Origin of the sequence: Pedobacter montanisoli (assembly GCF_022809115.1) — a bacterium.
GTDB classification, from domain to species: domain Bacteria; phylum Bacteroidota; class Bacteroidia; order Sphingobacteriales; family Sphingobacteriaceae; genus Pedobacter; species Pedobacter montanisoli.
In genome coordinates this window covers 661677-687704 of record NZ_JALGBH010000001.1, presented here as the reverse complement: position 1 = coordinate 687704, position 26028 = coordinate 661677, and the positions used below count along the sequence as shown (strand labels likewise).

Here is a 26028-nt window from a genome sequence, read left to right as displayed (position 1 = left end):
TGTTTAAAACTCTTTTCCCCGATACCGTTTAATAATGCTTATTTTTCGGGCTTTAACTTTAGAAAACCAGTATCAATGAGGATTAGATTTGTTGCTGCGGCAATTGCACTGAGTATATTTTCTGTTGTAGCATGTACCAGTAAGGAAGAAAAAGAGAAGAAAAAGGCCGCCGATAAAAAAGTAAGAGTAAAAGAAGATGATAAAGCCGATAGTTTATTATTAGTTTACGATAAAAAGAATGAAGATAAATGGATAGCAGAATTCGTCGAGAACCTGCACAAAAGATACGGATTTAATGGGAATGCTTTAGTGGCCAGGAAAGGCAAGATCATTTATCAGGGGGCAAAAGGCTGGGCAGATTATTTGCATCGCGATAGCTTAAAGATCAACTCAGAATTTGAACTGGCATCTATTACCAAAACCTTTACCGGAGTGGCCATTATGCAACTGGTAGAGCAAGGTAAACTTAGCCTTAATGATAATGTTAAAAAATTCTTTCCTAACTTCCCTTATGAGGGTATTACGATAAAATTATTGCTTACCCACCGTAGTGGTATGATGAACTACGTTTATTTTATTGATGATATATGGCGTAAGGAAAAACGTGATATGAAAAAAGGGATTACCAATGAGGAAGTGATGAAAGTTATAGCCGAGCGTAAACCTAACCCTTATGTAAAACCCGATAACAGGTTCCACTACAATAACTCTAACTATATGGTTTTAGGCGCTATTATCGAAAAAGTTACAGGTATGCGCTATTCTCAGTATATGGCCGAAAATATTTTTAAACCTGCGGGGATGAAAAATACGCATGTTTATTCTAAGGCAGAGTATGAAAAGATACCTGTAGATGTGGTTGGCCATGATAAAATATGGAAATACTCAGTTGCGCAAAACTTTTTAGACGGGCCAGTTGGCGATAAAGGAATTTACAGCACCTTGCATGATCTGGTTTTGTATGATAAGTACCTTAGAAATGAAAGACTTCTTTCTAATAAAAGCTTAGATTCTGCTTATGTTGGCAGAAACAAACCTGTAAACGGACATTTTAATTACGGTTATGGCTGGCGTATGTTTGATGGCAAAAATATGGATAAAGTAGTTTACCATACCGGCTGGTGGCATGGTTTCAGACATATTTATGTAAGAGATTTAGATAAAGATATTGTAGTAATCTTTTTGGGTAATCTAACTAACGGCAGTTTAATGCACTTAGATGATTTATATAAATACCTGAAAATGCCTATTATCAGAAAAGGAGCGTATTCGGGATCAGGCTCATTGCCGGGTAGTGATGAGGATTAAGAAATAAAAAAGGCAGGAAATTTTCCTGCCTTTTTAGATGATATAAACCTTAGCTTTTATTTGTCTAAAAGAACAACGCCTTTAGCTTCGAAAATAATTTCTTTTTTAGGTTGGGTAATTTTAGCAATTTCTTCAGCAGATTTTTTCTGATCTTCAGCATAGTGTTTCAAATCTTCAACAGATGTTGTTTTTCTTTCTGCAAAACCATCAATAACTACTTTTCTACCCTCAATATCTTTAGGCATAAAAAATGCATAATCTTTAAATTCTACACGCATAGTTTCGCCATTAGACATTTTCAGATTCATGAAACAACCTTTTTTCTTGCAAACAGAAACAACTTCTCCAACAACTTTCATGTCGGCTTTATTGCCTTTGCCTAAAGTAGCATCTACTTTATCAGCCGTAATTTCACCACCTTTTTTTACGCCTTCACCAAATGCTTGGCCCTGAAAAGCGTCTTGTGCAAAAGCAAAAGTTGCAAAAGCACAGAATATTGCACTTAAAATAATCTTTTTCATTTTTCCGAATTATGTTAATCAGTCAAATATATTTAAAATCCTTCTAAATAAGAACAAACAGAATTATACTTTGCCAGAAAAGTCTTGTTTTAAAATAACTTAGCCAAATAAGGCCGCAAATACTTCTTCTATTTTCGCAACTGTAACGAGCTGGATTTTGTACTTGTTTTTATCAAAGCCTTTAACATTATAACTTGAAATAAAGATCTTATCAAATCCTAATTTCTCTGCTTCGGCTATACGCTGTTCTATCCTGTTTACTGCTCTGATTTCACCTGAAAGACCTACTTCGGCAGCAAAGCATATTTTTGATGATACAGGCATATCCTCATGCGAAGAAATAATGGCAACGATAATGGCTAAATCAATGGCAGGGTCTTCAACCTTTATACCTCCTGCGATATTCAGGAAAACGTCTTTTATGCTCAGCCTGAAACCACATCTTTTCTCCAGAACGGCTAAAAGCATATTCATACGTCTGGTGTCAAAACCAGTCGCTGATCTTTGAGGCGTACCATAGGCCGAGTTACTAACCAAAGCCTGAGTTTCGATAAGCATAGGTCTTGCGCCTTCTAAAGTAGCGCCAATGGTAATCCCGCTTAATTCTTCTTCGCGTTGAGAAAGCAGTATTTCAGATGGATTTGAAACCTCACGGAGACCATTGCCATGCATGGCGTAAATGCCAAGTTCTGCAGCAGCACCAAAACGGTTTTTGATAGAGCGCAAAATGCGGTAAATATGATGACGGTCGCCCTCAAACTGTAAAACCGTATCAACCATATGCTCCAATATTTTTGGACCGGCAATAGCACCGTCTTTGGTAATATGGCCAATTAGGAAAACAGGTGTTGAAGTTTCTTTGGCAAATTTCAGCAGTTCGGCGGTGCATTCACGAACCTGAGAAACACTGCCCGGAGTAGATTCTATATGTGATGAATGTAAGGTTTGTATAGAATCGATAATCACCACATTAGGCTCTAATTGCTCTATTTGCTTGAATATGTTCTGAGTAGAAGTTTCTGTAAGAATATAGCAATTGGTGTTGGTTGTTTGGGTTATGCGTTCTGCACGCATCTTGATTTGCTGCTCGCTTTCTTCGCCCGAAATATAGAGCACCTTTGCATGGTGTATATTTAAGGCCAGTTGCAACATTAAAGTAGATTTGCCGATACCCGGTTCTCCACCAATTAATGTTACAGATCCTGCTACAAGTCCGCCACCTAAAACACGGTCAAGTTCTGCATTACCGGTAGGCATGCGTTCCTCTTGCGCACTGCGAATTTCATCTAGGCGATTAGGCTTATTTAAGCGCTGTGTACCACTTGCCGATTTCCATGTAGGTACATTTGCTGATTTTTCGATGATTTCTTCAACAAAAGTATTCCATTGTGAACAGACAGGGCATTTTCCAAGCCATTTAGCCGACTCATAACCGCAACTTTGGCAGAAATATGCTGTTTTTGTTTTAGCCAATTGAAATTATTTTTTAAAGTTTAATTGCTCGTTTAGCTTACGAATTTACTCTATTGCCTTTACAAATCATTACTTATTTTACATACCGGCCTTAAATTTATATCTTATTTTTGTTTAGAAAATCAGGCAGAATGAAACGCTTTACTGAAATTAATAACGATAGTATTTCTGGAGTGGCTTATAAGACCATAACGCTAAAAAAAGCAGTTATCGCTTATTTTAGCAGATATGGCAATGCTACCATAGCAGATCTGAAGACACAGTTGAGCTTAAGTACGCCAAAAATTATAGATGTACTGAATGATCTGGTTGAACTGGGACTGGTTAAAGACTATGGCAAACAAGAATCAAGCGGTGGCAGAAAGCCTAATGTTTATGGTTTAGCTGGCGAAGCAGGGTATTTTCTAGGAGTAGATATTAAAAATGACCATATCAAATTTGCGGTTTTAGACTTACAAAAAAACCTAGTGTATTTTAAAGATAAAGTGTCTTATCGGGCATCTAACACAGAAAAAGGATTAAATGAGTTATGCGATATCATTCTGGACTTTATCAAAGTAAGTAACCTACCTAAAGAAAAACTATTAGCTGTCGGAATTAGCTTATTTGGGCGGATTAACCAGATTTCAGGAAAGAGTCATAACCTGTTTAATTTTTATAATGAACCCTTAGATATCATCCTTTCACAAAAGTTAGACATGCGGGTTTTTATAGAAAATGATTCGAGAGCGATGTGTTATGGAGAATTTGCCCGTGGCGTTGTTACAACAGAGAAAGATATGTTATTCCTGAATATAGACTATGGTTTGGGAGTGGGTATTATCATCAATGGTTCCCTATACTACGGTAAATCCGGGTTTTCAGGTGAGTTTGGACATGTTCCTGCCTTTGATAATGAAGTGATCTGTCGTTGTGGTAAAAAAGGTTGTTTGGAAACAGAGGTTTCGGGATGGGCGCTTTTGAACCAGTTTAAACAGCGTATCGATAAAGGATCGGCATCTATTTTATCCGATAAATATCAGCAGGGAAACCTTGAAATAGATGATATTTTAGAAGCTATTTATAACGATGATGTGCTGGCTATCGAACTTGTTGCAGAAATGGCAGGAAAATTAGGTAGAAGCATTGCTTCGCTAATTAATATTTTTAATCCTGAGTTAGTGGTATTAGGCGGTAAATTAACTGCTGCCGGAGAAAATCTGTTGTTGCCCTTAAAAACGGCATTGAGAAAATACTCGTCAAGCCTGGTCAATAATGATACCCAGATAAAGATTACCGAATTGAATGAACAGGCTGGGGTTTGGGGAGCTTGTTTACTGGCAAGAAACAGAGTATTAGAAAATTAGTCTTATTCAAGAGGCTGTAACTTAACTCTTTCTTATTCACTAAATATTTACTAACTTAAAGAATATCAATTCTTTTGAGACCAGAATTATTTGGTTCAAAGGCTTGAGCAAGTGCATGCGAACACTTGAGCCAACAAGTATGATGTTGTTAAATCATATCGTTTTATGTTTTTACGTGGTAAAAAAACAACCTAACCTAAATTAAAACTTGAACAATGAACAAAGCAAATCTACTCAGCAAATCTGAGATGAAAAAAGTAAAGGGAGGAAATGGTTATCCACCATCATATTGCCTTGATAAACCTGACTGTAAGGGATGTTGTCCACTCACATCTGATCTGTTTATCTGTGAAGTTTTATGTGATTCGCCTAAAACAACTTAAGTTAATTTTTACCTATCTAGAAAACGCTTTGGATAGGCTTACATCACAAAAAAGTCTGGTTCCATTCATAGAAAACCAGACTTTTTATTTATGTAACCAGATTACAGTTTTATTTCTTCGTCTTTAGACGAGATAAAGCGAAATTCTGTTAAATGATAAGAGCTTACAGGTTTAACTTTTATCCATTTACCAAACTTAACGAACCATTTCCATTGCAATGAAAATAATCCTTTTTTAATATAGGCCTCTATATAAGGATGAACGCAAAGCGTTACTTTTTTCTCATTCTGCTCACGCAAAATGTAGCTTAAGTTGCTCTCAATATCGTCCATTAAAACAATACTTGCTTTAATTTCTCCCGTTCCATCGCAGGTTGGACATTTTTCAACCGTAACAATGTTCATTTCAGGTCTAACTCTTTGCCTTGTTATCTGGACCAGACCAAATTTACTTGGTGGCAAAATAGTATGTTTTGCCCGATCTAATAACATCAGCTCTTTGAGGTGATCAAACAGCAGCTTTCTGTTAGCGGGTTTGTGCATGTCTATGAAATCTATCACAACAATACCTCCCATATCACGTAAGCGCAACTGTCTGGCAATTTCTTTAGCGGCTTCTTTATTTACCTGAAGCGCATTTTCTTCCTGATTTTCTTTGCTGGCCGTTCTGTTTCCGCTGTTTACATCTATTACATGTAAAGCTTCGGTGTGTTCAACAACCAGATAAGCGCCTCCGGCTAAATTTACGGTTTTACCAAAACCGTTTTTTATTTGTTTTTCTACGCCAAAATGATCAAAAATTGGCTCTTTATGTTTGTACAGTTTAACAATTTTCTCCATCTCTGGAGAAATTTCATGTACATAAGATTTTATATCTTCAAACAATAATGCATCGTTTACGTAAACGTTTGCAAAATCAGTGTTTAAGATATCCCTGATTAAGGTAGATGTTCTATCCATCTCGCCCCAAACTCTTTTGGAAGGTTCTGCATCCGGAAGCTTTTTCATAAAGCTTTCCCATTTTGAAACGCAGTCCTGCAAGTCTTTTTGAAGCTCGGCAACGCCTTTTCCCTCAGAAACCGTTCTAATAATTACTCCAAAATTTTTAGGCTTAATACTTTCAATAATCTTTTTTAACCGATTACGCTCTGTATTGCTTTTTATTTTTTTTGAAATAGATATTGTATTAGAAAAAGGAACTAAAACGATGTGTCTTCCTGCAATAGAAAGATCAGAGCTTAGCCTGGGTCCCTTTGTAGAAATAGGTTCTTTAGCAATTTGTACCGGAATAACTAAGTTTTTGTTAACAACATCAGATATTTTTCCTGCTTTATCAATGTCGTCTTCTAATTTAAAGTTATCTAGTAAAGTGCCGTTTACTGTGCCGTTTCGCTTAATCTTAGTTAGCTTTATTAAAGATTGAACCTGAGGGCCTAAATCAAAGTAATGCAAAAACGCATCTTTGTCATAACCAACATCCACAAACGCAGCGTTAAGGCCGGGCATAATTTTTTTGATGCGACCTAAATAAATATCGCCAACGGCGTAATTATTATTAACGTGTTCCTTGTGGAGTTCTACAAGTTGCTTATCCTCAATTAAAGCTATGGTTACTCCTGCCGGAGTTGAATCGATAATTAATTCTTTTACCAAAAGCTATAGATTTTAAGGTGCTAAGCACGTATTAACGTATGGACTAAAAAACACAGAATCCACAAATGAATGCTACATATTGATAAGCATTCATTTGTGGCTAATACATAAAAATAGTTAAACTATTTTTTCTTATGTCTGTTTTTTCTTAAACGTTTTTTACGTTTGTGCGTAGCCATTTTATGTCTTTTTCTTTTTTTACCGCTTGGCATAATTTTAAGGGTTTAATTTTTTTATTAATCTGTTAATTAAATTTTATTTTTTTAGTTCAGCAATCTTTTTATCTATGAAATTAGATAAGGTAGGGTTTGCCGCTAATTTTTTACTGTGTTGATAAGCGTCAATTGCTTCCTGGTTTTTCCCTAAATTCTCATAGGCTGTTCCCAGGTAAAAATAGGCATCAGGAGTTGCTTTAATATCTTTTATAATATTTTCAAATCTTGTTACTGCCTTGTCAAACTGACCTGATTTTAAGGCGAAAGTGCCTAAATTCATGTTTGCTTTAAAGTTCTTAGGGTCTTTTTTAACCACATCCATTAACATTGCAATACCTTGCATAGGAGCTCCCATTCCATTTACGATGGTAATCCCTAATCCGGTTTTTGCGTCTGCACTGGCTGAGTCTATACTGATTGCTTTTTCAAAAGCTAAATTCGCTTTTTGCAGCATAGCGGGTTTTACAAGGCTATCCTGTGTATTGTCAAAAGCCTTTAAAAGACGCTCACCAGCTAAAACCCAATTGTTTAAAGAGCTTTCATTTTGTGCAACTTGTTCTAAATAAAGAGCGCTTGGAGCAGATTGCTCTAAATCGTCCCATTTTTGAGCTAATTGCTTGCCTAATTTTAATTTTTCTGCTCCCGAAGCAGATTTGTAAGCATCTTCTAAAGATGTAATCTCTTTAGCAGTAGCATTACTAATTAGGTTTTTGGCTGTTGCAGAAACAGATTGTAAATCTATTTGTGCAGCAACAGGTTGTGGAGCGGCTGTAGCAGCAGGAGTTTCCTCCTTCTCTTTAACCAATCCTTTAATGTCACGGGTAAACAAGAATCCTATAAGCAATATAACTGCCCCAATAATAATTATTTGTTGTTTACGGATTTTGTTCATGATAAGTACTGTTTAATTAAGCTTCGGCTTTAACTTTTTTAGTGTTGTTTTTTACTTTGTCAACAAAAACTTTTGCAGGTTTAAAGCTTGGTACAAAGTGCTCAGGAATAATGATTGCAGTATTTTTAGAAATATTTCTTGCAGTTTTTTGTGCTCTCTTTTTAACTACAAAGCTTCCAAATCCTCTTACGTATACGTTCTCGCCACCAATCATACTGTTTTTAATTACTTTAAAGAACGCTTCAACAGTTTCCTGTACGTCAACTTTTTCAATTCCTGTTTTTGCTGAAATCTCTGCAATAATATCCGCTTTAGTCATCTTTTCTAAATATTAAAAAATTATTGTGTGTTTTTCTTATTTATATGTGTTTTGGGGATGCAAAAGTATTGCTTTTTAACGAGATAGGAAAATAAAAGATAATTTATTTACAATGTATATCTCATATTATTGCAAGTTTTGGCGAAAAGCATGTAAATGGTTGTATTTTTATCAAATGGTTTTTCAGGACGAAATTATTAAGTGGTATAAGGACAATAAACGTGATTTGCCTTGGCGGCATACCAACGATGCATATACAATCTGGCTTTCAGAAATTATATTACAGCAAACCCGTGTAGATCAGGGATTGCCTTATTTTAACAGGTTTTTAGCGCACTATCCAACGGTTGCCGATTTTGCTGCAGCAACAGAACAACAGATATTGAAATTGTGGCAGGGCCTTGGTTATTATTCACGTGGGCGAAATATGCTGTTTACAGCTAAAATCGTAATGGAAATGCATAATGGCATTTTTCCAAAGAGATATGATGAACTGATTAAGCTAAAAGGAGTTGGTGATTATACTGCTGCTGCTATTGCTTCTTTTTCAAGTAATGAAGCGAAAGCTGTGGTTGATGGAAATGTATCGAGGGTTTTGGGGCGATATTTTGGCGTTGAAAAAGCAATCAATTCTTCTGAAGGTAAGAAAGAGGTCAATGCCTTGGCACAATCCTTAATAGAAGATCAACCTGCATCTGTGTACAATCAGGCCATCATGGAATTTGGTGCGCTGCACTGTAAACCTAAACAACCTTTATGTAACGTATGTTCACTACAGCAAAGCTGTTATGCTTTCACTCATAAAAAAGTAGCGGTTTTACCACTTAAAGAAAAGAAAATAAAGGTTAAAGAGCGCAGATTTAACTATTTTCTGTGTTTAGATGGAGATAAGATCTTAATGCGGCATCGTAGTCCGGGAGATGTATGGCAACATTTATATGATCTGCCTCTTATTGAAACAACGGGTTTGGAAAGCAACGAAGAAAATTCTTTGCAAAAGCAAGTAAGTGATCTTTTTGGAAAAAATGCTTCTTACAGGTTATTAGATCAAATTAAACATCAACTTACCCACCAAATTATATATGTTCAATTTTTTGCATTAGACAATTATATTGTTAACTTTAATAAACAGGCAGAAATAAAATGGGTGAGTGAGGAGGAACTAAAAACGCTTCCTATGCCTAAGCCCATAAGTGTCTTTTTGAAGAAGTATGTAGAATAATCAAATATAATTATGTCAGGTATCAACAAAGTTATTTTAGTAGGCCATTTGGGCAAAGACCCCGAAGTTAGGCACTTGGAAGGCGGGGTAACAGTAGCCAGTTTCCCCTTAGCTACCTCAGAAACATTCAATAAAGAAGGTAAGAGGGTTGAACAAACAGAATGGCACAATATTGTTTTATGGAGAGGGCTGGCAGAAGTAGCCGCTAAATATCTTCAAAAAGGTAAACTGGTTTATATTGAAGGAAAATTAAGAACGCGCTCTTTTGAAGACAAGGAAAAAGTAAAAAGATATGTTACGGAGGTTGTTGCCGAAAACTTTACCATGTTAGGCAGAAAGAGCGATTTTGAACCTGCAGGTAGCAATGGGGTTCAACCCAAACAGGATGAAGTTTACAGTGATACGATAGATGACGGAGATTTACCGTTTTAATGAATCCTAATCATCTGGATTAATGTAATAAGCAAGCAGCAGGTACATAAGTTCCTGCTGCTTGTTTGTATATGGTCTATCTATTATAGAGAATTAAAAAGAAAAGGGATATCAAATATGATATCCCTAATTAATTATCAACTATTGATTAACGTTAATTGCTTGGTTTTATTGAAGATCATTATAATAGTCGGCTAATTCTATAAAATTATCTTCTGTGTTGCTATTCATTTCTTTTTGTTGAGCATAATATTTTAGCTTGTCAGATAACCTGAAAAAACTTTTATAATCATTTATTTCTGTCATATTATTTTTGTCATCGTACAGATAATACTTTACAAAAGTTTGGATAGTTTTTGTAGGAGTTGTTTTTCCATAATCTGTTCTTTCCTGAATATATTTTTTAGCCAACTTTAAAAGTTTGAACTTCCTGTTAACGAGTACCTGATAAAAGGTTTCTCCTTTTGGATCTTTCTTAGAAACGAAGCCTCTTGAAAAAAAGGCATTCTTGCCATTATTGTCAAAAAAAAGAATGAATGAAAGAGGCCTTTGTGTAAATTTCATCTCAGCATCTTTTTCATATTTGAATGTTAATTCATCAGTAAGAAGATTGTATCTAAGCAATAATCCTTTCTCATAAACTAAATTTGATGACATATAAACTCTTCCTGTTTTATACCCTCCGTTATTAATATAGTAAGGAGATCCTATAACCTCTTCATAATTAATTGCTCGTAATGGAGTGCCTTCAACGCCTTTATAATAAATCATATCTTGGCTTTTAACCAGATTCCATGAAATAAATAGAAGAAAACAGACGAATAAAGATTTCATAACTGTTAATTATAACAGGCACTTAAATATTCAAGTGCCTGTTTTTTTTAAGAAAACCTAACGATTTATTGCAGGATTTAAAAGAATTTCATCTGAAGACATTGGCCATATATAAGCTGCTTCAGTAGGTCCAACCGCTGGTGCTCCTCCTTTTGCCAGAAAAGTTTGTAATAAACGGGTGACGTCAAGATTTCTAAAACCTTCTCCCAATAGTTCTATTCTTCTCTCTGTCATAATCAAAGAAACTAAATCTGCAGAGGTAACCGGTGCAAAAGTTGTACTTGCATCAGAACGTTGTCTTACTGCATTTAATAAATTAATAGCTTGAATATCTGGTGCAACAGTACTTATTCTTGCTTTGGCTTCTGCTAAATTCAGTAAAACCTCGGCCCATCTAATTACAGGTATGTAGTCGATATATTGAGGACTTGTAGTTGTAAACTTAGCCATGTAGTCTCGGCCATTAACCGTATTTCTATAAATCAAATTTCTTCTGGCATCGCTGGCTTTCCAGTTTGGATTTGAAACAATACCCGTAGCTAATAATGGGTATGGCGCTGATCCTACTGCCCCATTATTATAAAAGTAATATGCGGCTTGGCTTTGAGTGCCTGGGTAATCGCCTGATGTTGAAGACATCGGTAAAGAAAATATTGACTCTGTTGTTGTGTAAGGAGTTTTAAAAACATTGACAATATTGCTTTGTAAAGCATGAGGCACACCAGACTTTGCCACAAAAGGTGCAATAGTTGGAACTATTTTGTTTGCCTCCTCCACAACTTTTGGATAATTCTGCATAGCTAAATATACTCTTGTTTTTAGAGCGATAGCTGTATTCTTATGCGCTCTTGTGGTATTGAGTAAAGCACTAGAATTTGTAGATGGCAAGTTTTGCTCTGCAAAATCAAGATCATCAAGAATTTGTTTATAAACAGCATCTACAGAACTTTTAGGTTTTTCTGAAAATCCAGAGCCCACAATTCCTGTTAACCTTAAGGGTAATCCGGGTTTGGTGCCATTGCCATCAGCATATGGTCTGGCAAAATATTGTAAAAGGCTGAAATAACTCAATGCTCTTACTAATCTTGCCTCTGCATTATAATTTGCCGCCAAAGCCGTTCCTACTACTGAGTTACCTTTAGCAGCCATACCATCTAAAAATACGTTAGCTAAGTTAATCGTATAGTATGCCTGCGACCATAATCCTTTAACGGATGTAGCACTATTAGCTAAATTCATATTGTAAACATCGGCAGCAGTAACCAGGTTTTGATCAGTTATATCGTAGTCTTCACCACGAATTTCTCCATAAACAATGAAACGGCCACCGTAAAAATTAGATGCTTTCAAGGCGCTATATAAAGAAAGCACCTGACTTGAAATTCTGTTGGGGGTGTCAAAAGCCGAGGCATCTGTTACCGAAGTTTTTGGAACAGGATTCAATTTATCTTTCATACATGATGAAAGAATAGATGAAGCTCCCCATATCAATCCTATATATATTATTTTCTTTTTCATATAAAGCTTTTTTATTGGTTAGAAAGTCAAATTAACTCCTAATGTTAATGTTTTGGCATTAACTACTGTATTCCTGTCGCTTCCTTGCCCGGCTGAAGCTGTTCCATTTGATGACACTTCTGGGTCAGGACCTGGATAGCTTGTAATCATAGCAAGATTATTTGCGCTTAAGTATAAACGTGCATTGCTCAGCTTAGCCTTGTTAATAAAATTCTTTGGTAATGAGTAACCCAAAGAAATGGTTCTAAGCTTGATATAATCGCTGCTAAACACATTCCAAGATAATGGAATTGTATTTCCGTATGAAACATTATCTCCATAAATCGGACGTACAAATTCAGTAACATCTCCTGGCGATCTCCAATAGTTTAATACATCAACAGCATTATTCCAAAAACGTTGATCATGTAAGCCGGCATTTGTACCGTAGTGAACGTATCCTCCAAACTGATAAGTTAATAAAACATTTAAGTCAAAGCCTTTGTATCTAAATGTATTATCAAACCCTCCGTATGATTTTGGTTGGGTAGGTTTATACATTACGGCATCAGTTCCTTGGGTGATAGCAGGAGCTGCAGTACCATTATTTAGGTATGTCCATTGGCTTTGTCCTGTTGGTACAATATGCTGATAAGTAACAGCTCTGCCAGTTGCATCATAGAAAATTCTACGACCCGTGGCTGGGTCTGTTCCACCTGTGTTTACTACATATAAATATCCAATTGAATAGCCTGGAGCAGTTCTGTTTGGACTTTCGCCTGTAGTCCCACTTCCTGTTAGATAGGTGATTTGGGTTAGTCCCGGGGCTAACGCTGTAACCTCGTTTTTATTAAAAGTAATATTAAAAGAAGAAGACCATGTAAAATCTGCTTTTTGAATAGGTGTTGCATTTAAGGTTAATTCAAATCCTTTATTGTACATTGAGCCTACGTTTTTTAATATGTTGGTAGGCAGACCTGCAGAAGGAGCTTCTGGTACACTAATGATTAATCCGTCAATGTTATTTTTATAATATGCAAATTCAACATTTAACTTGTCTTTAAATACACCAAAATTAACTCCGATATCTGTTTTCTTACTGGTTTCCCAGGTCAATTGATTATTTCCTGCAGAAGAGAACTGCAATGTAGATGTTCCTCCATATAATCCCGAACCAAAGGTTGAGTAGATTGCAAAGTCTCCAATGCCCGAAACATTTCCTACTTTACCATAGCTACCTCTGATTTTGAAGCTGCTAAAAATGTTACTTAGTTTGCTGGAAGCCCAGAAATGTTCTTTGGTAACTTCCCATCCTGCAGATATTCCATAGAATGTACCTTTTTTAACCCCTAATGCCGAATATTCATCTTGTCTTATATTGGCACTTAAAAAGTATCGTTTATCGTAGTCGTAATTAAGCCTTCCAAAGTAAGATAGAAGATAATTTTCACCTAATAGCTGACCAGTAGAGTTGTTTGTGGTGTAACCAGCCTGTTCTACAACATAAGCCGGATCTGATAACGTCTGTCTGTTAATACCAAAGCCCAAACTTGTTCTGGATTGTTGCTCATTACCAATTAACAGGTCGAAATTATGTTTTCCACCAAAGGTTTGTGATGCCTGGGCGGTATTGGTCCAGGTCCAGTTTTTATATTTGCCATAAGTGGCTGTAGCGTATCCGCCATAAGATAAACCATCTCCATGTAAGGGAGCCCAGAATAAATCATTGTCAACAAGGATATTATCTATGCCATATGTTGTTTTAAGATTTAACCATTTAAATGGACTTACTTGAACAAATGCATTTGATTGAATGTGACTAATGAAAGTATTTGATCGGTTATTGTTTATTATATATTCCGGATTAAAGAAACCAGCTTGATTGCTTGCTAATACGTTATTCATTCCTCCTAAGTAAGTTGGAGTAATGTTATAAGACCCATCATTGTTATAAGGGGCAACGTTTGGAGCATTTACTAAGGCTAGTCGACCTAAACCAGCAGAGCTATAAGCCTCACCAGACAAAGATCCTGAACTGGTTGCTGCCAGATTTCGTTCATCAGAATATGAAAGCTTACCCCCTACAGATAGATAGTCATTTATTTTACTGTCTACATTAAGCAGGACGTTAGTTCTTTTAAAATCATTCTTTTTTATAATACCTTGTTGGTCGGTATAACCGGCTCCTAAATAATATTTCGTGTTTTCTGTTCCGCCAGTAATTGAAACAGTGTGATTTTGTGAAGTACCGGTTCTATAGATATAATCGTTCCAATCGGTGTTGATTACATTTCCATTAGCATCATAACTAAGATTGAATTTTGTATTTGCCGGAGATACAGAACCTGCTCTTATGGCTAAGGCATTGGCCACAGCAACATTTTTATAGTCTGTGTACTGATATGCATCTAATGTTTTAGGTAATCTGTTAGGAGAAGACCATCCAGACCAATAATTATAAGAAACAGAAGGTTTTCCTGTTTTTCCTTTTTTAGTAGTAATGAAAACAACACCGTTTGCGGCTCTACTTCCATATATAGCTGTAGCAGCTGCATCTTTTGCTATATCAATGGTTTCAATATCATTAGGATTAATGGAAGCCAAAGCATTACCCCCTGCATTTGTACTGCTGTAATCTCCGGTTTGAGCAACAACCCCATCTACTACAATTAAAGGTTGAGAACTTAGAGAAATAGAGTTTGTACCACGAATTCTAAATACAGGAGGGGCATTGAGAACTCCGCTCGGAACAGTTATTTGAACACCTGTTGCTCTACCGCCTAAAGATTGCTCAAATGATTGAGTTGGTCGTTGGGCTATATCCGCACCTTTTAAAGACACAGTGCTTCCGGTTACATCTCCTCTTTTTTGCACCCCATATCCCGTAACAACTACCTCGCTTAACAACTTAGAGTTAGACGTTAAAGAAATGTTTATTACAGTTCTGGAATTAATCTCTACTGTTTGGGGGTCATACCCGATGGATGTTATCTCTAAAGTAGTTGCAGATCTAGGTATGGATAAGGAGAATTTACCATTTGGATCTGTAGAGACACCAACATTGGTTCCCTTTGCTTTTACGCTTACTCCGGGTATCGGTAATCCGTCTTCTTTTGAAGTAACCGTACCAGTAATTGTTCTGTTTTGCGCCATTACCGTAGAGGTAACCAATAGCAAAATGAACAAACTCTGTAGAAGTTTTTTCATAAAATTTAAATTTAGGTTTAGTTAATAGTTTGATTAATAGTATTAAACTTAACCAATAAAATTATGTAACACAAATTTTATTTAAAAATGACTGTTGTGTGCTACATTTTTCGATTGAAAAACATGTTGAAAAAATATATTTATATATCGCTAAACTTAGATTTTATATTCCTGATTGGTTTAGGACATTTTTCATGGTAAAGAATTTTATAAAAACCTATTTTGGGTTGCAATAGAAAGGATGTAGAAAATAAGAAAGACAAAAGAGATATAACAAAAAACCCCCTGAATTTTCAGGGGGTTTTTTGTTATTCTACGGTAACGGATTTTGCAAGGTTTCTGGGTTGATCTACATTACAACCTCGCATTACAGCAATATGATAAGATAATAATTGTAAAGGTATGGTTGCCAGCAAAGGTAAGAATGCTTCCTGCGATTCAGGTATTTCTATACAGTAGTCGGCCATTCGCTTTACTTCTACATCACCTTCAGTTACAATAGCAATTACGACACCTTTACGGGCTTTAACCTCTTGTATATTGCTAATCACTTTTTCGTATGATGAATTTTTAGTAGCAATAAAAATAACCGGCATTTCTTCATCTATTAATGCAATTGGCCCGTGTTTCATTTCTGCTGCCGGATAACCCTCTGCATGTATATAAGAGATCTCTTTTAATTTAAGCGCACCTTCTAATGCTACCGGAAAACCATAACCCCTGCCTAAAAACAGACAATTACTTGAATCTTTAAACTTAGCTGAGATCGTTTTGATCAGCTCATTTGACTTTAACGCGTCCTGTATTTTTTCAGGAATACAATCCAGTTCTGTAAGTAGTTCGCGAAGTTTTGAGCTGCTGATTGTTCCTTTTTGCTGCGCCATATAAAAAGCCATCAGCGTAAGTACAGTTACCTGTGCGGTAAATGCCTTGGTAGAGGCCACTCCAATTTCGGGACCTGCGTGCGTATAAACGCCAGCATGTGTAATCCTTGGGATAGAAGCGCCTACAACATTACAAACACCAAATATGGTTGCTCCCTTTTCTTTGGCCATTTCAATAGCAGCCATGGTATCAGCAGTTTCTCCTGATTGTGAGATGGCAATTACAATGTCTTTTTCGGTTATGATCGGATTACGGTATCGAAATTCTGATGCGTATTCCACTTCAACCGGTATACGGGCATATTCTTCGATCAGGTACTCGCCTACTAAGCCTGCATGCCATGAGGTTCCGCAAGCCACAATGATAATCCGGTCTATGTTCTTAAGCTTATCGGCATAATCTTTAATCCCGCCTAACTGTACTTTTCCTTCTTCGGGATAAATACGGCCCCTCATACAATCTTTGATTGAACGAGGTTGCTCATAGATTTCTTTAAGCATAAAATGCTCAAAGCCACCTTTCTCTAACATTTCTAATTTTAGCTCTAACTCCTGTACGTATGGCGTCTGAATAACATTATCAAGTCTTTTTACAGTTAGATCATCTCGCTTTATAAGAGCTATTTCATTATCATTGAGATAAATCACGTTATTGGTGTACTCTACAATAGGAGTAGCATCAGAAGCGATAAAATATTCTCCTTTACCTACACCAATAACCATGGGACTACCTTTTCTTGCAACAATCAGCTGATCAGGCTGCTCTTTGTCCATAATTACGATGGCATAAGCACCATTTACTTCGTTTAAAGCCAGTCTTACTGCTTCAAATAAATCTATATCATGATTGTTATAAATTTCTTCTACAAGATGGATGAGGACTTCGGTATCTGTTTCGCTGGTAAATTGATGACCTCTGCTTAAAAGCTCTTCTTTTATTGTAGCATAATTTTCAATAATGCCATTATGTATAATACTAAGCTTGCCGCTGTTAGAAGTGTGAGGATGGGAGTTTCGGTCAGAAGGAGCTCCATGGGTTGCCCATCTGGTGTGTCCCATAGCTACAGTTCCGTCAAGATCTTTGCCTTCGGCATATTGCTCTAATTCTTTAACTTTTCCTGCTTTTTTGTAAATGTTTAAATCGCCCTTATTAAGTAAGGCAATTCCTGCACTGTCATAGCCCCGGTACTCTAATCTCTTCAAGCCTTTCAATACGATTGGCCAGGCTTCTCGGAAGCCTATATATCCTACAATTCCACACATTTGGTTATCTATTTTTGGTTAAAAAAATCGCCCTAAAGTTATGCTTTAGGGCGACAATATCAAATTCTGTGTAAAGAAAAAATTACTATTTAATCTTTGTGAGATAAATGTTGAGTTTCATTACATTATCGCCTGCGCCAGGACTTTTCTTGAAAGCACCTACTACAGAACGAGCTCCGGTACTATACGGAGGTGAAAAAACAAATTCAGAAGAAGGTGATGGAGCTAAAAATGTACCATAATCTTCTGTTTTTCCGTCTAAAAGATCTTGAATATAAGAAGTAATCACAAATACATATTGCTTGGTTACGGAATTAAAATAACCTCCAAAAGAACTTGGGTTAGCTCTTTTATCTCCGCCCCCATAAACAGAGCCGGCATCATTGTCTGGTACATTCTGGCGTTGCCCGGCAATATCATATCTGTATAACGCTAAGCGTTGAGCTGGTTTAAACGGAGATACATCTGTTCCTGATTTTAAATCAATCACTAGCTCTGCACGGTTCACAATTACTTTTCCTATTTCATTTTTGAATTTAGCCAGATAAGGAAAAGATATTTTGTTTCTTACTCCCGCTAAAGGCTGCAAGTAGGTTTCTGTAAACTGTATTTTAGAATCTGCAGTAAGCTGAGCATCAACAGGTGTGCCTGTATAGTTATGTTTTAATGTGGTGGCTACAGCAGAACTTGCAGAAGCATTAATAGGGAACCTTACAGAAACAGTATCAATGCTGGTAGATGAAGCATCAGTTTTTTTTCTGTAATAAAGAACCAATCCTGTTTGAGATGAAGAAGCGTCAAAGTTAAAGAACATTAAACCTCCTTTACCTGATGAGTTGCCTTTGTTAACTTCAACATGTAACCCTTTAAATGCATCCTGAAAATAAGCATTACGTTTTAAGCTATTGGCAGATAAATTAAGGATGCTATTGGTTATAAAATTATTGTTTAACCTTATTCTTATTTGAGGAGAAACATAGTGTAATGTATCAGGACCACCTGTTACAATATCAGTAACCTTATAAGGTGTGGAAGGGAAAACCTTGCCGGTATAATTTCCTACAGATGTAAGAGATTTTGAATAGCTTTTAGAACTTAGATAAGAGCTCTCTTTAGTAAGGTTGTTGCTTAATTGGTGAACGTCAAGACTATAATTAGAAGTACTATCTCCGTAAAATTCTGTGCTGTAGTTTAAAACTAAAACCGCAGAATCTAAAACAGTATTAGTACCAAAACTATATTCATCGTTAGGTAAGTTCACGCTAAAAGCCAGACTAGCATCCGTAGTTCCAAAAGTAGGGTCTGTTAAGGAGCCTAATGGATAACGGGTTAAGAAACTACTTGTAGAATAAGTAGGAGCATCGTCTTCTTTTATCGTTCTTGAATTAATTGTAGCTGTATCAATCAGCTCCCCATTAATTTTTGCGCCAGGATCAACCTCTAAACCAATTGTGGAAGTGTTCTGACAAGAAGAGAAAATAAAAAGACTTACTAACAAGGTTAATAAGTCTATTTTTAAAAATTTCATATATTAAATAATGCTATTTTATGCAATTGATACCAATTCTTCGCTTGTAATTTCTTCATAAAAATTAAAGAAATTATCATAATCTTGGGTCAAGTTAGTAGCTAAAGTTGGTTTATTCGAATCTTTAACAAATTTTAACACGGCATTATCAATGTTTTCATCGGCTAAAACTACAGCATCTGAGTATGTTATAGCTCCAATATGCATTGCATTGCAGTCTGCATCCATAAATGGCTTGGTATCTGCTTCTGTCATATTGCTCATAACTGCTTTTTTAGCTAAGCGCTCATTCAGTTTTTCTGAAAAACAATTCTCGTAAACAGAATAGATTACTTTAGAATTTTTAAAAGCGGGGTCATGTTTGTAAGTTGTTTTGATGTATGCAGGTACCAAAGCAGACATCCAGCCATGGCAGTGTACAATATCAGGTGACCAACCTAACTTCTTAACGGTTTCTAATGCCCCTTTACAGAAGAAAATAGAACGCTCATCGTTGTCATCAAAAAATACGTTATCCTTATCTCTGAACACGTGTTTACGCTGGAAATAATCTTCATTATCCAGAAAATAAACTTGCATGCGAGCTGCAGGTATTGATGCTACTTTTATAATTAAAGGATTATCATTGTCATCTATTATGATATTCATTCCCGATAAACGAATTACCTCGTGCAATCTGTTTCTCCTTTCATTGATGTTACCAAACCTTGGCATTAAGATGCGGATTTCAAATCCTTTATCTTGCATTGCTTGGGGTAGTTGACGGGTAATTTCTGAAATCTTGCTAAGTTCGAGGAAAGGCGCCATTTCGTGGGTAACAATCAGTAGCTTCGTTTTTGCCATCTCCATATTAATGTATTTTAAATTATTGTTAATTTAAAGATTATCAAGGTGCAAAGGTACGAATTATATTAGTATTTATCAATAAAATAGCCAATAGGCTTTGTAGTTTTTATAGAAATAACCAATTTAGCACCCTATTTAACTAAATCAAAGTTGGAAGTAACACAAACCAGAGCAGCGTTGCAAGAGTCGCTGGCGAAACTTAAAAAAGCGGGAAGTACCGTTGCTTTAGTGCCAACAATGGGTGCATTGCATGATGGGCATATATCGTTAATTAACGAGGCTAAGAAAGAAGCAGACATTGTAGTGTGCAGTATTTTTGTAAATCCTACACAGTTTACAGATCCCAAAGATCTTGAAAAATATCCCCGTCCGCTTGAGCATGATATCAATATGTTGAAGAAAGCCGGTTGTGATGTAGTTTTTATGCCGTCTGTAAAAGAAATGTATCCCGATTTTCCGAAGCCCGAAGATTGGTATATTGATTTAGGAGAAGCAGAGTTTCTTCTTGAAGGAGAATTTAGAAAAGGCCATTACCAAGGTGTAACTCAGATTGTATATAAGCTTTTTAAAGTTGTAGAGCCAGATATTGCTCTTTTTGGGCAGAAAGATTTTCAACAGGTGCTTATGATCAAGACAATGGTTCAAAAGCTTGATTTGCCGGTCAAAATTATAACCTGTCCCATCATTAGAGAAAAAGAAGGGCTGGCTATGAGCTCAAGAAATGTGCATTTAAGTGAAAAGGATAGAAAAAATGCATTGGTGCTTAGCAGGTCTTTACAGTATATTAAAGACAACTACAATACATTAGATATTAATGCCCTGCTTGAACAAGCAAAACAAATGATTATTGCCACAGAGCATGTTGAATTAGATTATTTAACTATAGCGAATGGCGAAACGCTGCATCCGCTTAAACAGAAAGCACTAAAAAATGTGGTAGCTCTTGTGGCTGCAAAAGTTGGGGAAACACGCTTAATAGATAACATGATTATTAATTAAGGTTTAAAGGTTTACTAAAATTTAACAATGTGCCCAAACATTATTATTAACTTTGCAGAATGATTATTGAAGTATTAAAGTCTAAAATCCACCGCGTAAAGGTAACACAGGCTGAATTGAATTATGTAGGGAGTATTACAATTGATGAGGACCTGCTTGATGCAGCCAACATTATTCCAAACGAAAAACTTCAGATCGTTAACAACAACAATGGTGAGAGATTTGAGACTTATGCCATAAAAGGTGAAAGGGGTACCGGTATTGTTTGTCTGAATGGAGCCACAGCTCGTAAAGTTCAGGTTGGCGATATTCTTATCATCATGTCTTATGCTGCTATGCCTGTTGAACAGGCAAAACAATATAAACCTATTCTTGTTTTCCCTGACGATAACAACCGTCTGTTAAAGTAACAATTACTTGCTGCCTTCTTTCTATATAAAAGTTAGAGTCATGGTGTAGCTGGTATGAGCAATATATTTTGTGCAGCCTCTTTAATAGAGGTATATTGACTTTTCTCTTTTATAACCAAGAAAATTAGGATTCTTATAAATATAGCTCTGAGGAGTATGCTTGCTAACTTATAGATGATTATCACGTTATCTTTACGGAAAAATATTATGGTTGCATAGTATTTTAATCAATAAACACTAAATTTGGAAAAATTAACCAATTGTAGATTATAGTTATGAATTTTGAGTTAAGTGAAGAACAACTGATGATAAAACAGGCTGCAAGAGATTTTGCACAAAACGAATTAAAGCCTGGTGTTATTGAGAGAGACGAACATCAAAAATTTCCTGCAGAGCAGATCAAAAAACTTGGAGAACTTGGATTTTTAGGGGTAATGGTAGATCCGAAATACAATGGATCTGGTATGGATGCACTTTCTTATGTTCTTGTAATGGAAGAGCTGTCTAAAATTGATGCTTCAGCTTCTGTAGTTGTTTCGGTAAATAACTCTTTGGTGTGTTACGGCTTAGAGCAGTATGGAACTGAAGAACAAAAAGAAAAATACCTGAAACCTCTGGCTTCAGGAGAAAAGATAGGTGCATTTTGTCTTTCTGAGCCTGAAGCGGGTTCTGATGCAACTTCACAGAGAACCACTGCCGAAGATAAAGGAGATTATTACCTGTTAAACGGAACCAAAAACTGGATCACTAATGGTAATAATGCTAGTTACTATCTGGTAATTGCACAAACTCATCCAGAGTTAAAACATAAAGGTATAAATGCTTTTATTGTAGAGAAAGGAATGCCAGGATTTACGGTTGGTCCAAAAGAAAATAAATTGGGCATCAGAGGATCTGATACGCACTCTTTAATGTTTAATGATGTGAAAGTGCCAAAAGAAAACCGAATTGGTGAAGATGGGTTTGGCTTTAAATTCGCAATGAAAACATTAGAAGGAGGAAGGATAGGTATTGCTGCGCAGGCTTTAGGTATTGCTGCCGGAGCTTATGAGTTAGCGCTTGCTTATGCTCAAGAAAGAAAAGCATTTGGTAAACCTATTGCAGATCACCAAGCTATAGCATTTAAATTGGCAGACATGGCAACCGAGATAGAGGCTGCAAGGATGCTGGTTTATAAAGCGGCATGGCTTAAAGATCAAGGAAAACCTTATGCATTAGAAGCAGCAATGGCTAAGGTATATGCTAGTAAAGTGGCCATGGATGTAACAGTTGAAGCCGTTCAGGTACATGGCGGTTATGGTTATGTTAAAGAATACCATGTAGAAAGACTAATGCGTGATGCAAAAATTACGCAGATTTACGAAGGAACCTCCGAAATACAAAAGGTGGTAATCAGTCGTAGTATATTAGGTTAAATTCATTTTTTATTTATGCGCCCTTTTTCTAAATAAGGGCGCATAATTAATCGCGGTTCATCCCAAAAATTGCATCTAATACTATTTTCACAAATGTTACTACAATTGCAAGAATAGTTGCAGATAAGAAGCCGTTAGTATTAAAACTGGTCATCATACTATCTACCAGTAATATCATTAAAACAGAAATAATAAAAGAAACCAATCCCAAGGTAAGCAGGTTAAGAGGAAAGGTGAAAAAGCGCAATACCAATCCAATAGTTGCATTTGCTAAGGCTATAAGTACAGATGCGATTATAGCGCTTAGGTATCCTTCAATATATACACCTGGAACAAGGTGTGCTCCAATAAGCAAGGCAAGCCCCATCAATAATACTTCTACAATAAGTTTCATAAGCTATATTTGTTAAATGAATAAATTTAAAATATTTGCTTCTATATTCCTAATGCTTGCTTCATGTAAAGCAGATAAGTCGCCTCAGATCGGGTTTTCAAGTGATAGTACTAAAATTGTAGTTGCTCATTTGGGAGAGGCAGAGCTTTATCAGATAAGACAGCTTAAAGAAAAAGAAAATTTAATCATGCAGGTCTATCAATCCAAAGAAGATAGCTTGGAAAAAGAGATAAAAGGAAAGATTAGTATTTCAGGAGATAGTTTGGTTTTTACTCCGAATCAACCTTTGGAAAAAGGAAGCGCTTATATGGTTAATACGTTAATAGGTGCAAATTTTGGAAAAACAGAAGATATTCTAAAATCGGATGTAGGGTATAAAGTAAAGACGCTGCAGAAAGAATTGTTGAGATAAAATACTATCTTGCGCCCCATTATCAAACAAACACAATGAAGAATTTTATTATTTTACCCATGTTATTTTGGGTAGGGAGTTTATTTGCACAAAATCCCGTTCAGCCACCAAAAGATGATGTGGTAAGTTTTAGTCATTTTCGTGTGGCATTTTCTGGTGGGTATAGCTATCTTTTAGGTAAAATTTCTAAAGATGCTACTGCAGAGGAGAGGTCATATATTCAGGGGCTAAAATCAGGAACTAACTATGGAATAGACATTAGTTATTATGTGAAACCAACCTGGGCAATTGGTTTAAAGCTAAATCAGTTTAAATCTTCTAATCAGGGAAATGGCTTCCTGACAGATAATTCTGGGCAGGTTATTGCTTCGGGCAAAGTAGAAGATCATCTTACATATACTTTTGTAGGACCAAGCTTATTGGGTAAGTACTCTACTGTAAATGACAGGCATAGCTTCTTGTTTGGAGTTGCTTTGGGATATTTAGATTACAATAATAAAGTCAATTCTGTAGGGAGATTGGCTACAATTACCGGAGGTACATTTGGATCTGCAGTAGATGTAGGCTATGATTTAAAAGTAGCAAAATCAATTGCTATTGGAGCGCAACTAAGTTTGGTTGGAGGTGTATTGTCTAAAATTAATGTAGATAATGGAACTACTGTCGTTACCAAAAATCTGGAACAGGATCAGAAAGAAAATATGGGGCGAATAGACTTCTCGTTAGGAGCACGGTTCTTCTTTTAAGTTTATAAATGCTTAGATATGAGAATGATTTTTAAAATTTGAAAAAAAATAATATCTTTGCAGAGCAAAACAAGAAAAGAGGGGACGCGTGTCCCCTCTTTTCATTTAGCAAAATTTTATACTATGCAGATAGAAAAGAGAGTTAGTGAATTAGTAGAAGAAAAAATTGCTGACAGACCTGATTTGTTTTTGGTTGATGTGAAAATGCTGCCAAATAATAAACTGATCATTCATGTAGATGGAGATCAGGGAATTAGCATACAGGATTGTGTAGCCATAAGCAGGCATGTGGGATTTCATTTAGAAGAAGAAAATGCAATCGAAACGGCCTATAATTTAGAGGTTTCGTCGCCCGGGGTTGGAGAACCCTTAAAGCTGGAACGCCAGTATGTTAAAAATAGAGACAGGCAACTGGAAGTTAAGCTGGTAGATGGTGCCAAAAAGCAAGGAAAACTTCTTTCGGTTGATGGAAATGCCATTACCATAGAAGAAACTATAAAAGAAAAAGGAAAAAAAGCTCAACAGGTAAGTGTATCAATTGAGTTTAAAGATATTTTAGAAACAAAGGTTTTAATTTCATTTAAATAGAAATGAGCAATATTAATTTAATCGATTCTTTTCAGGAGTTTAAAGACTTTAAGAATATCGACCGCCCAACGGTAATCAGTGTGCTTGAAGAGGTTTTTCGTAGCATGATACGTAAAAAATACGGAACAGATGAAAATTGTGACGTAATTGTAAACCCGGATAATGGAGATTTGGAGATCTGGAGAACCAGAAAAGTAATGGAAGATGGCTTTTCTGAAGATGATGATCTTGAAATTGAGTTAGCTGAAGTACGTCAATATGACGCTGATCTTGAAGTGGGCGATGATTATATAGAACAAATCACATTAGAGAGTTTTGGCCGAAGAGCTATTTTAGCTGCCCGTCAAACGTTGGTTTCTAAGGTACTTGAACTGGAAAAAGACGAGATCTTTAAAAAATATAAAGACAGGGTAGGAGAAATCGTAACAGGAGAAGTTTATCAGGTTTGGAAAAAAGAAACATTGGTTTTAGATGATGAGGGAAATGAACTTATCATGCCAAAAACTGAGCAAATCCCGGCCGACTATTTCAAAAAAGGCGATGCAGTACGTGCGGTTATTTCAAAGGTAGATATGGTTAATGCCACACCTAAAATTATCATTTCGCGTGTTGCACCTGAATTCTTACAGCGTTTATTTGAACTGGAAGTTCCGGAAATTTTTGATGGTTTAATTACTATTAAAAAGATTGTTCGTGAACCAGGAGAACGTGCTAAAGTTGCGGTAGAATCTTATGATGACAGGATTGATCCGGTAGGTGCCTGTGTGGGTATGAAAGGATCCCGCATCCATGGTATTGTTAGAGAGTTGAAAAACGAGAATATCGACGTAATTAATTTTACCAATAATATTTCGTTGTATATACAACGTGCTTTAAGCCCGGCAAAAATCACATCTATTAAGCTGGATGAAGAAAGTAAACACGCTTCAGTTTATCTAAAACCAGATCAGGTATCGTTAGCTATAGGTCGTGGAGGTCACAATATTAAACTGGCAGGCAAATTAACCGGTTACGAAATTGATGTATATCGTGAAGCAGATGAAGAAGATGAAGATGTGGATTTAGAAGAATTCTCAGACGAAATAGAAAGCTGGATCATAGATGAGCTTAAAGCCATTGGTCTTGATACTGCGAAAAGCGTATTGGCATTAAGCCTAGATGATTTGGTGAAACGTACGGACTTAGAAGAAGAAACTGTTAAAGAGGTTTTGGGTATTTTAAGATCTGAATTTGAATAATAGG

Annotated in this window: 23 protein-coding genes; 11 read left to right on the top strand and 12 right to left on the bottom strand. The window is 36.1% G+C overall.

What is annotated here, in order from left to right; genetic code table 11:
• Positions 1-75: 75 nt before the first annotated feature.
• Positions 76-1308: a serine hydrolase domain-containing protein gene (locus MMF97_RS02985; protein ID WP_243359020.1), complete on the top strand. Its 1233-nt coding sequence runs from the start codon at positions 76-78 to the stop codon at positions 1306-1308.
• 56 nt (positions 1309-1364) lie between these two features.
• Here the strand turns inward: MMF97_RS02985 and MMF97_RS02980 are convergent, their stop codons facing one another.
• Both MMF97_RS02980 and radA read right to left on the bottom strand, forming a co-directional pair.
• On the bottom strand, positions 1365-1829 hold the full coding sequence (locus MMF97_RS02980) for a DUF4920 domain-containing protein (protein ID WP_243359015.1): 465 nt from the start codon (positions 1827-1829) through the stop codon (positions 1365-1367).
• A 99-nt stretch (positions 1830-1928) separates the two neighbouring features.
• Complete coding sequence (radA, locus tag MMF97_RS02975) at positions 1929-3302, bottom strand: DNA repair protein RadA (RefSeq protein ID WP_243359014.1); 1374 nt, start codon at positions 3300-3302, stop codon at positions 1929-1931.
• 131 nt (positions 3303-3433) lie between these two features.
• Between radA and MMF97_RS02970 the strand changes: the two genes are divergently transcribed.
• Entirely contained in the window at positions 3434-4648 is a 1215-nt protein-coding gene (locus tag MMF97_RS02970; RefSeq protein WP_243359007.1) for an ROK family protein, read from the top strand.
• Between the two features lie 484 nt (positions 4649-5132).
• Here the strand turns inward: MMF97_RS02970 and MMF97_RS02965 are convergent, their stop codons facing one another.
• The 3 genes from MMF97_RS02965 to MMF97_RS02950 all read right to left on the bottom strand — a co-directional run bounded on the left by MMF97_RS02965 (position 5133) and on the right by MMF97_RS02950 (position 8109).
• Positions 5133-6683 carry an Rne/Rng family ribonuclease gene (locus tag MMF97_RS02965; protein WP_243359006.1) on the bottom strand — a complete coding sequence of 517 codons (1551 nt, stop codon included), beginning with the start codon at positions 6681-6683 and terminating at the stop codon, positions 5133-5135.
• Between the two features lie 255 nt (positions 6684-6938).
• Entirely contained in the window at positions 6939-7790 is an 852-nt protein-coding gene (locus tag MMF97_RS02955; RefSeq protein ID WP_243359005.1) for a tetratricopeptide repeat protein, read from the bottom strand.
• Positions 7791-7806: 16 nt separating this feature from the next.
• Positions 7807-8109 (bottom strand): HU family DNA-binding protein, encoded by a 303-nt coding sequence (locus tag MMF97_RS02950; RefSeq protein ID WP_243359003.1) that lies wholly within the window; start codon positions 8107-8109, stop codon positions 7807-7809.
• 175 nt (positions 8110-8284) lie between these two features.
• Between MMF97_RS02950 and mutY the strand changes: the two genes are divergently transcribed.
• Both mutY and MMF97_RS02940 read left to right on the top strand, forming a co-directional pair.
• Positions 8285-9331 (top strand): A/G-specific adenine glycosylase, encoded by a 1047-nt coding sequence (gene mutY / locus MMF97_RS02945; RefSeq protein ID WP_243359002.1) that lies wholly within the window; start codon positions 8285-8287, stop codon positions 9329-9331.
• 12 nt (positions 9332-9343) lie between these two features.
• Positions 9344-9763 carry a single-stranded DNA-binding protein gene (locus tag MMF97_RS02940; RefSeq protein ID WP_243358998.1) on the top strand — a complete coding sequence of 140 codons (420 nt, stop codon included), beginning with the start codon at positions 9344-9346 and terminating at the stop codon, positions 9761-9763.
• Positions 9764-9931: 168 nt separating this feature from the next.
• On the opposite strand, the gene MMF97_RS02935 is transcribed toward MMF97_RS02940, so the two are convergent.
• The 6 genes from MMF97_RS02935 to MMF97_RS02910 form a co-directional block, all read right to left on the bottom strand.
• The gene (locus MMF97_RS02935) at positions 9932-10597 is read right to left on the bottom strand and encodes a hypothetical protein (RefSeq protein ID WP_243358993.1); all 666 of its coding nucleotides are present in this window, start codon (positions 10595-10597) and stop codon (positions 9932-9934) included.
• A gap of 57 nt (positions 10598-10654) precedes the next feature.
• The gene (locus tag MMF97_RS02930; RefSeq protein WP_243358992.1) at positions 10655-12115 is read right to left on the bottom strand and encodes a RagB/SusD family nutrient uptake outer membrane protein; all 1461 of its coding nucleotides are present in this window, start codon (positions 12113-12115) and stop codon (positions 10655-10657) included.
• An 18-nt stretch (positions 12116-12133) separates the two neighbouring features.
• The gene (locus MMF97_RS02925; RefSeq protein WP_243358991.1) at positions 12134-15301 is read right to left on the bottom strand and encodes a SusC/RagA family TonB-linked outer membrane protein; all 3168 of its coding nucleotides are present in this window, start codon (positions 15299-15301) and stop codon (positions 12134-12136) included.
• 308 nt (positions 15302-15609) lie between these two features.
• Positions 15610-17448 carry a glutamine--fructose-6-phosphate transaminase (isomerizing) gene (glmS, locus tag MMF97_RS02920; protein ID WP_243358990.1) on the bottom strand — a complete coding sequence of 613 codons (1839 nt, stop codon included), beginning with the start codon at positions 17446-17448 and terminating at the stop codon, positions 15610-15612.
• Between the two features lie 85 nt (positions 17449-17533).
• A complete protein-coding gene (locus MMF97_RS02915) occupies positions 17534-18976 on the bottom strand; it encodes a DUF4270 domain-containing protein (protein ID WP_243358989.1) in 1443 nt (480 codons plus the stop codon).
• Positions 18977-18994: 18 nt separating this feature from the next.
• Positions 18995-19819 (bottom strand): glycogen/starch synthase, encoded by an 825-nt coding sequence (locus MMF97_RS02910; RefSeq protein ID WP_243358987.1) that lies wholly within the window; start codon positions 19817-19819, stop codon positions 18995-18997.
• Positions 19820-19972: 153 nt separating this feature from the next.
• Here MMF97_RS02910 and panC point away from each other — a divergent pair, with 153 nt between their 5' ends.
• The 3 genes from panC to MMF97_RS02895 all read left to right on the top strand — a co-directional run bounded on the left by panC (position 19973) and on the right by MMF97_RS02895 (position 22646).
• Positions 19973-20821: a pantoate--beta-alanine ligase gene (gene panC, locus MMF97_RS02905; protein WP_243358986.1), complete on the top strand. Its 849-nt coding sequence runs from the start codon at positions 19973-19975 to the stop codon at positions 20819-20821.
• A 59-nt stretch (positions 20822-20880) separates the two neighbouring features.
• Positions 20881-21231: an aspartate 1-decarboxylase gene (gene panD / locus MMF97_RS02900; protein ID WP_243358985.1), complete on the top strand. Its 351-nt coding sequence runs from the start codon at positions 20881-20883 to the stop codon at positions 21229-21231.
• Positions 21232-21506: 275 nt separating this feature from the next.
• Positions 21507-22646 carry an acyl-CoA dehydrogenase gene (locus MMF97_RS02895; protein WP_243358984.1) on the top strand — a complete coding sequence of 380 codons (1140 nt, stop codon included), beginning with the start codon at positions 21507-21509 and terminating at the stop codon, positions 22644-22646.
• A 46-nt stretch (positions 22647-22692) separates the two neighbouring features.
• On the opposite strand, the gene MMF97_RS02890 is transcribed toward MMF97_RS02895, so the two are convergent.
• Positions 22693-23040, bottom strand: a complete 348-nt coding sequence (locus MMF97_RS02890) for a phage holin family protein (RefSeq protein WP_243358983.1) — start codon at positions 23038-23040, stop codon at positions 22693-22695.
• A gap of 16 nt (positions 23041-23056) precedes the next feature.
• Here MMF97_RS02890 and MMF97_RS02885 point away from each other — a divergent pair, with 16 nt between their 5' ends.
• The 4 genes from MMF97_RS02885 to nusA all read left to right on the top strand — a co-directional run bounded on the left by MMF97_RS02885 (position 23057) and on the right by nusA (position 26024).
• Positions 23057-23452 (top strand): hypothetical protein, encoded by a 396-nt coding sequence (locus tag MMF97_RS02885; protein ID WP_243358982.1) that lies wholly within the window; start codon positions 23057-23059, stop codon positions 23450-23452.
• A gap of 35 nt (positions 23453-23487) precedes the next feature.
• A complete protein-coding gene (locus MMF97_RS02880; protein WP_243358981.1) occupies positions 23488-24198 on the top strand; it encodes a hypothetical protein in 711 nt (236 codons plus the stop codon).
• A gap of 123 nt (positions 24199-24321) precedes the next feature.
• Positions 24322-24786, top strand: coding sequence for a ribosome assembly cofactor RimP (gene rimP / locus MMF97_RS02875; RefSeq protein ID WP_243358980.1), 465 nt, complete (start codon positions 24322-24324; stop codon positions 24784-24786).
• Positions 24787-24788: 2 nt separating this feature from the next.
• Positions 24789-26024, top strand: a complete 1236-nt coding sequence (gene nusA / locus MMF97_RS02870) for a transcription termination factor NusA (protein WP_243358979.1) — start codon at positions 24789-24791, stop codon at positions 26022-26024.
• Positions 26025-26028: the final 4 nt, after the last annotated feature.